The organism is Flavilitoribacter nigricans DSM 23189 = NBRC 102662 (genome assembly GCF_002646595.1).
In the GTDB taxonomy this organism is placed as follows: Bacteria; Bacteroidota; Bacteroidia; order Chitinophagales; family Saprospiraceae; genus Flavilitoribacter; species Flavilitoribacter nigricans.
This window is the reverse complement of record NZ_PDUD01000022.1, coordinates 230,749-246,013: the sequence shown is the minus strand read 5'-3', so window position 1 is coordinate 246,013 and position 15,265 is coordinate 230,749. Positions and strand designations below refer to the sequence as shown.

Annotated in this window: 10 protein-coding genes; 3 read left to right on the top strand and 7 right to left on the bottom strand. The window is 48.7% G+C overall.

Going from position 1 to position 15,265, the window contains the following annotated elements:
* Window positions 1-34: 34 nt before the first annotated feature.
* Window positions 35-2,989 (bottom strand): CBM96 family carbohydrate-binding protein, encoded by a 2,955-nt coding sequence (locus tag CRP01_RS17575; RefSeq protein WP_099151386.1) that lies wholly within the window; start codon window positions 2,987-2,989, stop codon window positions 35-37.
* A gap of 863 nt (window positions 2,990-3,852) precedes the next feature.
* Here CRP01_RS17575 and CRP01_RS17570 point away from each other — a divergent pair.
* The 3 genes from CRP01_RS17570 (at window position 3,853) to CRP01_RS17560 (ending at window position 7,540) form a co-directional block, all read left to right on the top strand.
* Window positions 3,853-4,998, top strand: coding sequence for an ankyrin repeat domain-containing protein (locus CRP01_RS17570; protein WP_099151385.1), 1,146 nt, complete (start codon window positions 3,853-3,855; stop codon window positions 4,996-4,998).
* Between the two features lie 256 nt (window positions 4,999-5,254).
* Window positions 5,255-6,391 (top strand): DUF2911 domain-containing protein, encoded by a 1,137-nt coding sequence (locus CRP01_RS17565; protein ID WP_099151384.1) that lies wholly within the window; start codon window positions 5,255-5,257, stop codon window positions 6,389-6,391.
* A 273-nt stretch (window positions 6,392-6,664) separates the two neighbouring features.
* Window positions 6,665-7,540: an alpha/beta fold hydrolase gene (locus CRP01_RS17560; protein WP_099151383.1), complete on the top strand. Its 876-nt coding sequence runs from the start codon at window positions 6,665-6,667 to the stop codon at window positions 7,538-7,540.
* Window positions 7,541-7,583: 43 nt separating this feature from the next.
* On the opposite strand, the gene CRP01_RS17555 is transcribed toward CRP01_RS17560, so the two are convergent.
* The 6 genes from CRP01_RS17555 to CRP01_RS17525 form a co-directional block, all read right to left on the bottom strand.
* On the bottom strand, window positions 7,584-8,246 hold the full coding sequence (locus CRP01_RS17555) for an SRPBCC family protein (protein WP_143473426.1): 663 nt from the start codon (window positions 8,244-8,246) through the stop codon (window positions 7,584-7,586).
* A gap of 591 nt (window positions 8,247-8,837) precedes the next feature.
* Window positions 8,838-9,761, bottom strand: coding sequence for a hydrogen peroxide-inducible genes activator (locus CRP01_RS17550; RefSeq protein ID WP_099151381.1), 924 nt, complete (start codon window positions 9,759-9,761; stop codon window positions 8,838-8,840).
* A gap of 241 nt (window positions 9,762-10,002) precedes the next feature.
* Window positions 10,003-11,526: a hypothetical protein gene (locus CRP01_RS17540; protein WP_143473425.1), complete on the bottom strand. Its 1,524-nt coding sequence runs from the start codon at window positions 11,524-11,526 to the stop codon at window positions 10,003-10,005.
* A 197-nt stretch (window positions 11,527-11,723) separates the two neighbouring features.
* Complete coding sequence (locus CRP01_RS17535; RefSeq protein WP_099151378.1) at window positions 11,724-12,020, bottom strand: hypothetical protein; 297 nt, start codon at window positions 12,018-12,020, stop codon at window positions 11,724-11,726.
* Window positions 12,021-12,099: 79 nt separating this feature from the next.
* Window positions 12,100-13,230: a pyridoxal phosphate-dependent aminotransferase gene (locus tag CRP01_RS17530; RefSeq protein ID WP_099151377.1), complete on the bottom strand. Its 1,131-nt coding sequence runs from the start codon at window positions 13,228-13,230 to the stop codon at window positions 12,100-12,102.
* 89 nt (window positions 13,231-13,319) lie between these two features.
* Window positions 13,320-15,254, bottom strand: coding sequence for a hypothetical protein (locus tag CRP01_RS17525; protein WP_099151376.1), 1,935 nt, complete (start codon window positions 15,252-15,254; stop codon window positions 13,320-13,322).
* Window positions 15,255-15,265: the final 11 nt, after the last annotated feature.

The window sequence follows — 15,265 nt, the reverse complement described above, 5'->3', positions numbered from 1 at the left end:
ATGCAGGAATTTCTCTGAATTCCTACATTAGATTCTATTCCAGTAACATAACTTTCTCCACAACCTGCCTGTTAGCGGTTTTCAGGCGCAGTAAATAAATCCCTGCGGGAGATCTCCGTCCACGGCTATCCGTTCCATTCCAATTCACCCGATGGGACCCTGCCGCTAAGGATTCACTGAGCAAAGTATTCACCAGTCGGCCTCTCAGATCATATACCAATAAATTCACGGGCTCCGGATCTTCAAGTGTGAAAACAATATTGGTAAGATGCTGGAAGGGATTGGGGTAACTATACAAGATCGGGGATTTTTCGGGCCGGTCCTCATTTTTCAAAACATCCCTTAAAGCAGTCTCGCTGCTCTCCGCAGAAGCGATCCGGTTGGCCGCCTGTGGTATCGTGGTAAGTACCAGTCGGGGAAAATTGTCGGAGTCGGCTGCATTATTGGAATGGTACGATACGTAGTTATTATTGCTGGTCTCGTGTAGATTCAAACTGATCACGCCGTCACCGCTTAATTCGGTCTGTACCTGTGCGGTAATATCAACTTCGAACCATTCTCCGATCGCCGGGGATGTCGCCGAGCCCAGGCTGGTACCCGTTGCTGGTTTATTATTCCAGGTGATGGTCGATTCGGACCAACTATCGTCACTTACGAACCGGAGCGCATGAGTGGGGCCCGCATCATCGTTATTTACTTTGAGTCGAAGTGTTGCATTCGTAACCGTTTCGGTGATGCCGGAAAGATCAAATTTCAGATAGGATTCTCTCCGGTAACTATCCGTATTGTGTCCTTTAACGACCAGGCTGGAATTTGTTCCGTAGTTGTCACCCGCATAAGTCCCACCTCTTACAAAAGCATCGTCAGTAGTGGTTAATTCACTGATATTGGCGTAAATAATTTCAATTTCCGGCCAATAGGTGGAATCCGCATGCTCCGTTGAGCCGTACTGCACGAATTGGTTATTGGTGATCTCGTGAATGTTCAGGCTGATCAGGTCGTCGCCCGCCAATTCGGTCTGTACCTGGCTGGTAATGTCAATTTCGAACCATTCCCCGATCGGCGGCGATACTGCCGAGCCCAGGCTGGCGCCGGTGGAGGGTTTGTTGTTCCAGGTGATCGTTGATTCGGACCAGCTATCATCACTGACAAAGCGGACGACATGAGTGGGGCCCGCGTCGTCATTGGTCACCCTAAGTCGCAACGTCGCCTTACCCACCACCTGATTGATCGCAGACAGGTCGAATTTCAGAAAGGATTCTCTGATGTAATCTGCGTTGCTATTGACCTTAACCGTTAAGGTGCTACTCTGCCCGTAATTATCACCGGCGTAGGTCCCTCCCCTTACGAAAGCATCTTCCGTAGCTACTATTCGCAGTTTGTTGGTGGAGGTATCCACCAGGGGACCGTCACCCGCCCAGTCTGCCAGCATACTGTAAATATCTCCCGTCAATTGTTCCGGTATGGTAATATTGGCAACGGCCGTGGTACCCAGCCGGTCCTCTAACTGTTGCAGGTATAGGCTACGGGGCAGTACAGGGCTGTTCCAGTGCTCCCAGAAACCATCTCCATTTTGGGTGGAGCCCTCGCAGCCGATCCCCCAATTGCGGGCTCCTTTCGGGCTGGCCACTTTTATATCGGATTTGTAGGATTTCAGGTTCCAGAACATAGTCTGCGCGCCGGCCCAGCCGTGTCCGGTGCCGGATGCGCCCCGATTCTGCACCCGGATCTGTCCAGCCCGAACGTTATCAAACAATAGCCCGGTCGCCCATCTGTGGTGGGGACCGACATCACTGTAGGTGTTGGTCGCGTAGCTGTCCAGGAAGACATTGGGGCCGGCCACTCTGGAGCCGGTCACAAAATCATGTCTTCCATCCGAAGTATAGCACCGTTGAAAAAGATTGCCCAATCCGTCGGTAATATTAAAGGAGTAGCGGCGTCCTCCCGTGATCTGGGACTTTTGATCCTTCATGGCACACTCCTCAATCGTATTGAAATTGGATTCACTGTGAATACTCACACAGGAGTAACCGCAATATTGGGCGGTCACGCCCTTGACCCAGGAGTCGGTCGTTCTGATCAGTTTGACCGCTATCCAGACGTGGTTCTCATCCGTATCGGAGGCGTAATACGACTTTATCCTTAGGTTTTCTACCCCGCAATTACTGATCCGGCCCGGCACGGAAGCCTTTGATAGCGTACCGCCTCCATACTGGTCTTCTATAACATCCACAATGGGTAGATCCACAGTGATGGTATTGCCGTTAATAGCGGTAATCGTTCTTTCGTTCTTGACGACATATCCAGAGGGCGTCCAGCCGTACTGTCCCATGGCCAGTGCGTCGATCCAAGTCTGATTAGGGGTCCGTTTTACCGAAACGAGATCGCCGACGGTAAAACCGGATGCACTGGATACATTAAAGTTGGTAGTACCTACCGGCACGTAAGCCGTCGTTATGTCTACGGTGGTAAGGGTGTCTTCATTTATTCCACTTCCCGTTCCCTGAACGAGAATAAAGTCATGTTTTTGGGCAAGACTTGCATTAAGCACGGTACCATTGTCTCCCTGACCTTCACCGCGCAGGACGACCCCACTCGCTTCAATAGTCAGAGAACCATTTACTTCGTAAATTCCTTTTTTGAGGAGTACGGCCCCTCTAAAGCCATTGGCATCCGGCGTCATAGCCTCCACCTGATCGATAGCGGCCTGGATGGCCGCCCGGTTGTCTCCGGCGGTAGGGGTGAGGGTAAACTGAACCGGTACATCGGGTAACGGCACCCCACCTTTTTTGTAGCCCGCATGGGAAAAATCCGGAATGACATTCACTGCATTGGTCTGGTCCTTCATTGCAAAGGGGGCATAGGTAAGACTGCCACCATTCATGTAAACCAGGGAACTGGTTGATTGAGCCGACAGGGAATTGGACGGTTCTAAGCAGGAACAAAAAATGACAAATAGTGCAAAGGAAAAAGCAATTAGCCTGATCATCTTGATTGGTTTTAGAATGTGAAAAATTCTATTTCTGTGCAAGTTCAGACTGCCAACCGATTATGTGAAGATTTGGAAAGGGCGGCGGAAAAAACAGGCATTGCTTACCGGGTTTGTTAATTCACGATGTTAGTAACCAGAGGCCAGTGGTCAGCTGTAGTGCGGGAAAGTGAACCTTTAGTTATCGATTAGAATTTCCAGGCGTGTCAGATCACTTTTGCGGCTCGATCGCCTGATCTCAAACCGGGCCTTGCTGAATGATTATTTTTTGCCGGCTAACTAACAACTTGGAATTAATTAATTCAAGAGAATTGTACAGCGTAGATGGTAGAGAGACTGCAACCGTTAAAATGAGCGATTTTGCTCCATTTTAACGATAGGAAATCCCCATACCCTCTACCTAAGTTGCATTACAACTTAGATTAATTATTTGACCTGCGATTGGTCCCTGTCCCCTGACAAGCAGGCACTGCATCCCATAAAATTAATTGACAAATATTTTTAATGTATGGTCTGTTTTAAGAAAATGCGCAAGAGAACGGGGAGAAGAAAAACTGCAGTAGAAAACTTTTTGAATTCCTTAACACGGGTTCAATCAATTGTATTTCAATTATTTATGAGTGATTTTGTTTTCCGGCCGGCAACCTGGAAAATAAAACAGCTCTTCCGCGCATTTAATTACCGACTGCGGCACTAAACGGACGCCCAATAGATACGTTCTACTGCATTTGCCGCATCCAGCTTCAGACTACGGACAATTCTCTACGCTTTATTCCATACCATTCATCACCAAAAATCGATGTAATCGCCGATGCAGCACCAGTACTTAATGCCTTTTAATCAACTGACAAAAATTAAACAACATGAGATACTACACGATCCTCGTCATGATGTTGTTGTTGCTGCCCGGCGTAAGTACTATGGCTCAAACCCAGAACACCTCGGAAGAAGCGACCATCACCGCAGATGAAACACCCACCAAAAAGAAAAAGAAAAAACGCAAGAAAGATAAGGTAGACGCAGAGGCCGAACGTATGGGCTTTTTTGCCGCCGTGAAAGGGGGCGATACAACCCGTGTGACGGATAAGCTGAAGCCGGAATGGTTCTACGATTTCAACAGTGAAGGCGAGACCGCCCTGACCCTGGCGATCAAGCAGGATGATGTGGACATGGTAAAGCTGCTGGAAGAAAAAGCCGTGATCAATCTAAAAAATAAATCCGGAGAATCGCCGTTAACTTTAGCCATCAAGGGACAGAACCCCGAGATCATTCGCATCATCATGGAACGGGCAAAACCCGGACTGAAAAATGATGCGGGCATCGCCCCCCTGATGCTGGCGCTCGAACAGCAGGACCTGGCTCTGATGCAGGAACTGATCAACCGGGGAGCCCAGGTCAACCGGAAATCTAACGGCGTGACCCCGATTGCCCGGGCCGTTGCTCTGAATGATGTACGGGCGGTAGCCATGTTGGTACAAAAGGGAGCGGATCCCAGTCAGGCTAATGACGACGGAGATATTCCGCTGTACATTGCCGTTCGCAACGGATACAACGTGATCGCGGGTATTCTGCTGCAAAAGAGCAGTCAGCCCTCGGTAGACGCTAACTGGAAAACTAAAATGGGCGAACCGCTGCTGAATCTGGCTATTGAGAAAGACCAGGGGCAAATGGCCCGCATTCTGCTCGATTTTGGAGCGGATACTTATAATATGGACTACCTGGAAAATACCGGACTGAACCTGGCGGCGGAAAAAGGCGATACGGAACTGGTACAGATCTTACTGGACCGCGGCGCTGATCCCAACCACGCCAATCTGCTGGGAACAACACCCATCACCGCCGCTACCCAGGGCGGACACGGTGATCTGGCGGATCTGCTGGCCCAGGCCGGCGCCAATCCGGGCGTACGCAACTTTGAAGGTTTCGCCGCAACGGATAACCGAAATTTTGAAAATTTGACCGATCCGGATATTGTGGACGCCGTCCTGGAAGTCACGGAAGATTATTGATACCGCAACCGATAGCAAACACCAAAACCACGAAGAATAGATTGCAATTGGATCGATAGGTCAACACTTTAGGTGCGACTTGTTGATGGGAATTTCTTGGGGGCCCGCGCGGCCCCCTTTTTTTTGCGCTTATCCAGCTGAATTTAGAATTGCTATTAGCCCGAATAATTCAAAATATCTTATTAAGTTTGTTTTGCTTCTTATGGACGGCCGGTTAAAATTGCCCACATCTATTATTTAACTTAAAAATCGGCTTATGTTTTCTAAAATCACCTCACTGTGTTTATTGTTATCTGTTTTTTCCCTGAGCCTCCAGGCTCAATTGAGTACACCTCCCAGCGGGAATAATCAAAAAAGCGTAGTTACCCAGTACATCGGATCGCTGGCCACCGTCAGCGTCATCTACCACAGCCCGGATGTCACGGCCCCCAACGGCGATGACCGGAAGGGCAAGATCTGGGGCCAGTTGGTGCCTTACGGTCTGGCCGCCAACAACTTTGGTACGGCCAAGGAAATGCCCTGGCGCGCCGGTGCCAATGAGAACACCGTGATCAAGTTCTCCCACGACGTTAAGGTGCAGGGCAAAGATCTACCCGCCGGAGCTTACGGTTTTCACATTATTCCGCGGGAAAATGAATCCTGGACCCTGATCTTTTCCCACAATACCTCTTCCTGGGGCAGCTATTTTTACGATGAAGGCGAAGATGCCCTGCGCGTGGAAACCCGGCCGGAAGCTGCTCCCTACCACGAATGGCTGACCTATGAATTTATCGATCGCCAGCCACAATCGACTACGGTGGCTCTGTTCTGGGATGAGCTTATGGTGCCTTTCACCATCGAAGTTTCGGATATGAACGAGATCTATTTGAGCAAAATGAAGGATGACCTGCGGGGCTCGGACGGATTCAGTTGGCAAAACCTCGTACAGGCGGCCAATTTTGCCGCCCAGAGCGGTACCGACCTGGACCAGGCGCTGGAATGGGCGGAAGCCGCCGTTAGTGCGCCGTTCATCGGTCAGCCGAACTATACCACTCTGTCTACTAAAGCTCAGGTCCTACAGGCTATGGGAAAAAATGAGGAGGCCATGACCAGCATGCAGCAGGCCATCGAGCATCCGACGGCCTCGGCGACTCAGATCCACGGTTACGGTCGCCAGTTGATCACCCAGGGTAAAAAGGAAAAAGCGATGGAGATCTTTAAATACAATTACGAAAAATTTGACGGAGCCTGGCCGACGGAGGTGGGCATGGCCCGTGGCTATTCGGCCGTCGGCGAGTACGATAAAGCACTGAAACACGCCGAAAAAGCAGCTAAACAGGCGCCGGATCAGTTGAATAAGGACGCGCTGGCCCAGGCGGTTGAGAAACTGAAAAAGAAGGAGGATATTAATTAGTCTAGGTTGCTTCGCAATTTAGGTAGAGAGTAGAGGGTGGAGGGTAGAGGGATTACCTATCGTAAAAATGGAGCAAAATCGCTCATTTTAATGGTTGCAGTCTCTATACGCTCTACCATCGACTCTCTACCATTCAAGCAAGTCTCGTAACCTGAATTAATCAGCAGATGGGGACGTTTGGACGTCTTATAGATCCCGACATCCAAACGTCCCATTTCCCACCGTCTCAACATTATTCCCTACATTGTCGTTTCGAATAAGAAAACGATCCAGATGCCGGTATTTCCAGAAGCTGTCCGCGAGCAGTTATCCTCAGCTGCTTTGAAATCTATCGGCTGGTCACTCAATACGGTGGCCCGGATCTCACCACCCATGGCCGGCGAATTAGCACTGAAGTTATTTTCCAGACCCCGGTCCAGTAAAAGCAGCACCCACCATCCCGAAATTCTCGATACCGCAGAACTGATCTATTATCCAACGCCGGACGGGCAGGACCAGGTAAGTCTTTTTCACTGGCCGGGAGACGGGCCGACGGTATTCCTCGCACACGGCTGGGAGAGCAATACCAGTCGCTGGCAATTGCTGATCCGGGGGCTGCGCGACACCGGTTTTCGGATCATTGGAGTGGATGCACCGGCTCACGGTTATTCCGGTGGAGCGGTTTTTAATGTACCGCTCTACGCAGGAGTTTTTCAGGAAGCCTTTCAGCGTTTTCCTCCGGATATTTTTATCGGGCACTCGGCCGGAGCCATGGCGGGTATTTACCATCTGGCAAAAAAAGATCCGGGGGCTTTCCGATCGATGGTGGTGATGGCGGTTCCTTACGAACTGGAAGATCTGATGAATACCTTCCGGAAGATCGTGGGAATGAACGAGCTGGTATTTACGGGGCTGAAAGATGCGTTCAATCAGCATTTCGGCTTCCCGATGTCGGATTTTTCCATTCCTAAATTTGCGCGGGAATTACAGCTGCCGGGGCTGATCGTGCACGATCGTGACGATACCATTGCTCCTTATGCCGGTAGCCTGGAGATCCACCGGAACTGGTCGGGTTCCTCTCTGTTTTCGACCAGCGGCCTGGGGCACAGTCTGCCGGGTGACGGGGTAGTGCGGGAGGTGATGCAGTACCTGGAGCAATACCGGCACTAGGCATTTGCCGGCATATTTCTCGTATTCTGTCTACTCACCATCATCAATCCTCGGCAACTTCCCGGAAACCACTCATCGTTTTCCAGAGGCTGTTTTGCACTACGGGATCGGATATCCAGCGGGGAGCCGAAGGTTTCCGGTAGGTAAAAGCGCTGTAGCTGACGCGGGTTTTTCCTTCGCCGAGAAGTTCAAAGGTCCAGCTGGCTTCAAAGTGCTGCATGCGTTCGATCTTATCGTATTCGGGACGGTAATCGGGATGGGCGTTGATGTTTACCCGCGTGGATTGACTGCCGACCGGTTCGATCTTGTAGAGCGCTACCAGATCCTGGTTTTGCAGAGGCCAGGGCAGGTCAAATTCCGTATAAGCGTACCAGCTTTTGGGGCTGTGGACGGCCAGCATGGCCGAAGTTTTGGCGCCCACCATCCAATCGGAAGCTTTATCGGCATCCTTCAAAATAGCGATCAGTTTTTCGGGCTGGGCGGCTACCGTAAAGGTAGCTTTGATCTCCCTTACCTTATGATCTCCGGTTTTTTCTTTCCAGCGGGAAAAGATCTTGATGCCTTCTTTATCGATCTGCAATTCCCAGTTGGTGGCCTGGCCGTTGGCGGAAAGGGAAGATAAAACCAAAACCGATAAAGAAAGTAACAGATAGCGGTAGTCATAGTACGAAATGCGGAGGACCTGCATGGGAACGAATTTTATCATCTGGTGAATATTGGACTCGCTCCGTGGTCAGCACAGATCATGGTCAAAGCGGATATGATCTGCATCAAAGGGATACGCGCGAATTCAATGTGGCAAAATTTCATTTCAATATAAACACCTAATACTAACTAAAAATTATCAATTAAAATTGAACGGGGTGATTAAAATTTCGAGGTATTAGTGAAAATCAATATTTGTGAATTAGCAAAGGTGTGAACGTGTAAATGGGCTAAGGTATGAATGTCGGAATGCGTAAAGGTGCAGCGGACCGTTCTATTTTCAAACCGAAAAATCATCGATTAAAAATGAACGTGGAAACGTTTGAATGGGCTAAGGTGGAAACGTTTGAATGTGCTAAAGTATGAATGTTTGAATGTGTTTAGGTGCAGCGCACCGTCCTATTTCCAGACTAAAGTATGAATGTTTGAATGCGTTGGGTGCAGCGCACCGTTCTATTTCCAGACCGGAAAATCATCAATTAAAATGAATGTGGAAACGTTTGAATGTGCTAAAGTATGAATGTTGTGATGTGTTAAGGTGCAGCGCACCGTCCTATTTCCAACCAAACACCCGGAAATTTAAACCTTCCCATCAATAGATGTCCACCCGTTGTCCGGGGTTTTCGCGTTGGATCTGGGCCGGTAGGTTGTCCAGGATGGCAGTGCTGAGGATCTCGACCAGGCGCTGCCGCACAAAATTCTTGCGGATGACCAGACTTACCTCTCTCACCGGCTGCGGCGGAGCAAAAGGTTTCAGCAATTTTTTTTGACGGCCATTCAGATGTAGGGTGGCCAGTTCCGGAAGAATGGTAATGCCTTTTTCTTCTTCCACCAGCCTTTTCAGGGTTTCGAAGCTGCCGGCCTGGTATTGCATGGCCACCTGGCGCTGATCCTTCAGCTCGCAGAGGTTCACGACCTGGGATCGGAAGCAGTGCCCTTCTTCCAGGAGCCAGAGATCATTCGGATCAATCTCTTCCGGAATGATGTAGGCCTTTTCGGAAGGATCGGAAGTATAGACCAGGAAAGATTCGTAAAAAAGAGGGATTTCCCGGACGGACCGGTCGTTAAGCGGAGTGACGAGGATACCGATATCGATGTGGCGTACTTTCAGTTGTTTGATGAGATCTTCTGTAGTGTGTTCGGATATTTTCAGCTGCAGACCGGGGTGGGTATGCAGGAACCTTGGCAGGAAGGAGGGTATCAGATAGGGCGCCAGGGTTGGTATAACTCCGATCTTCAGCGGGCCGGAAACGGTCACCTGTTCTTCGCGTACCAGATCCTTCATACCGGCCGCTTCACTGAGCACCGTCTGGGCCTGTTCGATGAGCTTCCGACCGATATTGGTGGGTTCGACCGGTTGAATGGAACGATCAAAAATGAGCACATTCAATTCTTCTTCCAGTTTTTTGATCATCATGCTTAGGGTGGGCTGCGTAACGTGGCAGTGTTCGGCTGCCCGGGCAAAATGGCGGTATTTGTTGACGGCCAGGAGATATTCAAGCTGTTGTAAATTCATGCTGATAGATTTTATCTATATAAAGATAAATATTATCAGTTTGATCTATTGTGATTTTAGCGTCATCTTTGTGATCGGTTACCGGAAAAACTTAAAGAAATCCATTCCCATTGGCTGTGCGCCTGGATTAGTATGTTACAATAATATGGTTTTGATGTTTATTATGAAGGAAGCGTCCTTGCGAATCTGGACTCGCAAGGACGCGCTTTTTATGGCTAATTTTTAGGAGATAGTCGGTTCCTTATTTGAACTGGAAAACGACCTTTCCGTTGCTCACCACAATTCCTTTCGGCTGGATATTAAGCAGATTGTAACCCAGCAATTCGTATTGATTGACGTAAGCGGAGGCAGACAGCAGGCCCTGGTACATCTTATCGGCTACCATCGTCTGCAGTTTAGGATCGTTCAGGTAGTTCATGATCCGTTGTTCGGCTTCCGGGCGCACTTTGTTCATGATCCACTGCTCGATCTTATCCCACAGGGCCGGAGCGTCGATCCAGGCGTGCAGCTTCACATTGGTAGTTTTGAAACTGATACTGTTCTTACCACCTGAGGTCTTCTTATTGATCAGTTCGATCTCGATGTCCACCCGTGGGTTCTGGAGATCCCAGTCCTGCATAATGTTGTCCTGCGGACCACCGTCTCCGGGTTTTCCGGCACACTGACGGCAGTAGCGTTTGATCTCCCGGCCGCCGTTTTCAAAGATCACGGTCAGGCGCATTTTGTTACCGCCCAGAGATTTGAGCTGAATAATGTCACTGGACATATCGTTGATGAAACTGCGGCGATGCGTTTGCAGTCTTGGGAACCGGCTGGAACCGGTCGTTACCTGCAGATAAGGCAGAGAGAATTTGAATGCCGGCATACCTTTGAGTTGTACGTAGGATCCGTCTGTGAGTGCCTTACCACCTTCATCGTAACCATCGAGTTTGATCTTGGTATATTTCAGCTGACTGTCCAGCACATCCACCGCGTGGTTGATGGGGATGGGAATGTCCTTGATATCGAGGATCATGCTCAGCAGATCACTACCGAAATTGATGGCAGAGAATTTTTTCAGGCTGCCGTTGGACATCACCTGGACACCGAAGTTGCCTTTGCCCTGCTTGATGCCTTTGGGAACGGACACTACTGTACCCTGTACACCATTGCCCTGGCGGCTACCGATGAATACGAATGCACCGGCGGGTTGCTGACCTTTCTGGAAATCGCGCTCACAGAACATGACCACTTTGGTGCCTACCTGGCGGAAATAGTAGTAGTATCCATTGGCGTCTTTAAATCCGCCGTCCAGGTCACTCAATTTAAGCGTACTGAAAGCCGGGGTTTTAGAGGGGCGCGGCAGCAGATTCTTGATCTGGCTGATGGTCTTGATACTAAAGGTTGAAGAAGGAAATCCACCGCTCTGGTAAATGAGTTTCATACTGGCATTCGGCAGGATCTGCAGTTTGATCGTACCCGTTTTGGTAGCGCCTTCTTTGGGAACGCCCCAAAATTTGGCGTTGATCACGTTGCCGCTGCGGGTTCCTTCGATCACGTAGGAATAATTCCGTCCCGGGTGTTCGGCGAAGCAGTAGACTTTGTTGCCGGATTCGGTGCAGTAATAGGCGCCACCGTCGTTACCGGCATAGACTTTCGCTACTTTGGGAGCACCGGGGTTAGGTGCGTAACCGCCAACGGTAGCGATCTGGGCGTTAACTGAAGAAAAAAGAAAGAGTACCATGCACGTCAAAAGGTACTGGGGGAAGATTTTAACAAAATTCATGATTTGGGTTTTTAGGGTAAAATAAATTGTACGGCTTAATGTGTCAGCACTAAAAAAGAAGTACCCAACACGTACCCAAATCCCTGAATTTTTTTGCAAGCAACTAAATGGAATAGCAAACACCTCCAGGGGAAATCTTCCCATTAGAAGTGATCCCCGCTTACCGAATCGATGAATAAAAATGGGTTGTAGCGGAACTAGCTAAAAGTCCATATGATCAGCGCCATGATCGGGATGCCGCCGATGAACAGGCCCAGGCTGTACTGCAGAATCGGCTCCAGGCGAAAACGATTCAGGCTGTAAAAAGCACCGATCATCATTGCCGCGCAGGCTGCAGTGAGAAAACCGAAGAGGAATACCTCACCGGAAAGCAAAAAGTCAAAAGAGTCGATACCTTCCCGGGACCATAATAAAGCATTCAGTAGGGCCGCGTAGGAGAATGCGGACGGTAAGATATAGCGGTCCGGATTTTGGTGGATGGTTTGGTCATTCATAAGAGCGAGTTTTGCGTAATAGGGCAGGAGCACGGATGTTGCTCCTGCCTTAAAGGTTGGTATAAATAAAGGAAATTTGCTAGGCCTTCATGACCTTTTTCAGCGCCATGGCAAATTTTTCGGTCTCTTCCACGGTACCCGTGCTGATGCGGCACCAGTCTGTAAACGGCGGGAACGGACGCCCAACGAGCACGCCTTCCTGGCGCATGGCCGCATTCAGCTTGCCGATCTCCTGCCCGGAGTGAAAAAATACGAAATTGGAATGCGATGGAACGTATTCCAGGTTCAGGTCCTTCAGCGCCTGGTAGATCACCTTTTTGCCCTGCATGTTCTGATCCAGGCTGTACTGATAGAACTCTTTATCCTTCAGAGCTTCCAAGGCCGCAAAAATGGCGAGCACGCTGGGCCCGGCCATCCGTAGACTTTGCAGCCGATCGATAATATCCGGCCGGGCGATAAGGTAACCGATCCGGATGCCGGCCAGGCCAAATACTTTGGAGAACGTGCGGGATACGATCACGTTGGCCCCTTCTTTTACCAGTTCCACCATCGATGGATAGTCCGGTTCGGTGATGTAATCGAAATACGCCTCATCGGCAAAGACCATCGTTTTGTTCGATACCGAGTGGCAGAAATCGCGCATCTTCTGGGCCGGCAGTAAGGTACCCGTCGGATTGTTGGGATTACAGACGAATACCAGTCCGGTCTTGGCGGTGATCCGCTTTTCCATTTCTTCCAGATCGTGCCCCATCTGATCGTCAACGGGCACCATATGGATGTAGCCGCCGACGTCTTCGGCGTAGTTCAGCAGCGACAGATAAGTCGGCTCGGCGGCAATCACTTCCCCATCGCCCCCGTAAACCATACCGGTCACTTTGAGTCCTTCCGTCGAACCGGCGGCGATCATAATGTGATCCGCCGGTACGCCGTGCTTCTCACTCAGGGCTTCCCGCAGCTTTTGCTCGTATCCAAAGGGATAGCGGCAGGCCAGATCGAAAGCTTCGGTCAGCGCCTTTCTTACTTTAGGAGACGGCCCGTAGGGATTTTCATTCGAACTTAGCCGCACCAAGTCATCTACCTTCTGGCCGAGCGGGCGATAGGGATCTTTGAGCGGCATATTTCCGGCGAGGGCTGCCGGGCTACTGAGTAGGGTCAAGGCACTACCCATTCCGGCAGTGCGTAGCCATTGACGACGATCGAGTTTTTTCATATTTACTAGTCTTGGAGTGCTTTTTAAATGAATATGGATCACTAGTAAATATAGCCATTTGCGTGCGGCAATGGAAATGCCCTGTGGAATTATTTGTATTTCCTGGTGCCGGAGAAGATGTTGAACATGGGGATATCAACGGCGAGGAAGAAACCCCACCGTTTTCCCCGCCAGCTTTCTGTACCCGTCCCACTTATTTTTCGAAGATATGGACCATCCTGAACACCAAATCCTAGGGATAGCGGTAGATCTGCGGGAAAACCATATATGATGTACCCTCCGGGAGCAAGGATGTTAACGAGTTCCAATTCCGGCAAGTCTTTAGTTTGATTATCACTGAATCGAAACGCGGTCAAGGCTCCTATATCAATAGCTGTTCCGAAAAGACTTAAAGACCCACCCTTACCTAAGCCTTTACTCAGAGTAAGTCCGATGGGCGCAGAAAGGCCAAAAATCCTATTATCACTTTGATCACTGTTTAACATCTGCAATTCTTCCCAGCCATAGGCAAAACCAACATAAGCGTTGACTGCCATATTCCAAGAAGAATATTTCTTAATTGCAGAACTTCCTGGTGGAAGGGTAACAGCATCTATGATTTGAGCGATTTGGTCTGAGCTCTCAGCTTCAACTATAGATGCCATAAAGCTACCGTACTGAAGTGCTTTAATGGCTACTTTTTTGTTTTTAAGTTCAAGTAATCCTAGAAAGCGTGATGCATCAGCGACTGCCGCATTGTATTGATTGGTGGAAACATTAAGGATCATCTCATTGAGATGGCGTAACCCTTGGGTAAACTTTTGAAATCCGGTTATTTTATCATCGGGTTTTATCCCTAGTTCAATGAATATATCATTTCCGGTTTCCAAAAGGTTGAGACATGGGTTAAGAAACGAATAGTAGTCTTGAAAACTTAAGCTATCCGGATTTTTTTTCTTGATGGTTCTTATTGCAGTGGAGGCAGCTTGGGCTTCCGCAGTAATATTGCGAACAATGTTTTCGATCTTTTTTACTTCTGCAGGTTGATAATATCGAGTCAGTGAGACAAGTTCCTTGTTTTTTATGATGATATTATCCTGTATGAATTTCTGGTAAATAAGGCCATGAAAAATGCGTAATGTCATGGTGTTTGCTGGGGTGAAAAGTACCTCCCTAATTGTCTGGGGGTCTTTCCAAAAACCATTTTTGGACGAAGTATCCGCAAATGCTTCGGAAAAAATATGAAGAGTTTTAAAACTAGCACGCAGATTAGTAAATTCAGAGATTCCAGGATCTAGCAGATTAGCATCCGTTGCTAGATATTTGATAAGATCACGCGGGGATTTACCCTGACGGATCTCACCACTTACAAAAAGGAGGTCGGCTATTATTGCATTAACTTTCTGTTCCTTAAAAATTTGATGATTACTTAATACAGTAGAGAGATTGCTATCTAAACGTTCAAGGTCATAGAAGAATTTACTGCGAAGGTTTTCCAAAAAACTTTGGTAACGGTAGATATTTTCTCCAATTAGCATAAGCTCTTCGGTAGTTGTAGGAAAAAGTTGACCTAATATCGGTTGGTTGTCTAAAGCTTTTCGAAAATGTCGGAAAAAGGCAATATTGAGTTCTGCCTGAACACTAGTGACCAAAAATTTAGCGAGTCCATCGGCAATAGTAGTTATAGGGATGCCAGTGCCAAAAGGCACACGCGGATTCGATTTTTCTACCTGGAAAATATTGGCATTAGGTGAGCTCGCCAAAGCAAGCGTTCTGTCGAATAAGATGCTTTCCAGAAAAGGATTTTCTTTTAGAGCATCGTGTAGCTGCGCTCTGTTAATGGTATCTTGATCCTTCGAACTTATGTATTTAGCCAAACGCGGCGCGTACTCCTTAAGGGTATCCGGATCTCCATTCAGAAAGCCATCTCCATCAATAAATTTGCCGATAAAAATAGCATCATCCAGTAAGGTTTGAGCCTGAACGGAAAATAGAGCAAGACTTTGAAAAAGCGTTACCAAATAGATTAAGTGTTGATATTTCATGAAATTGTAAT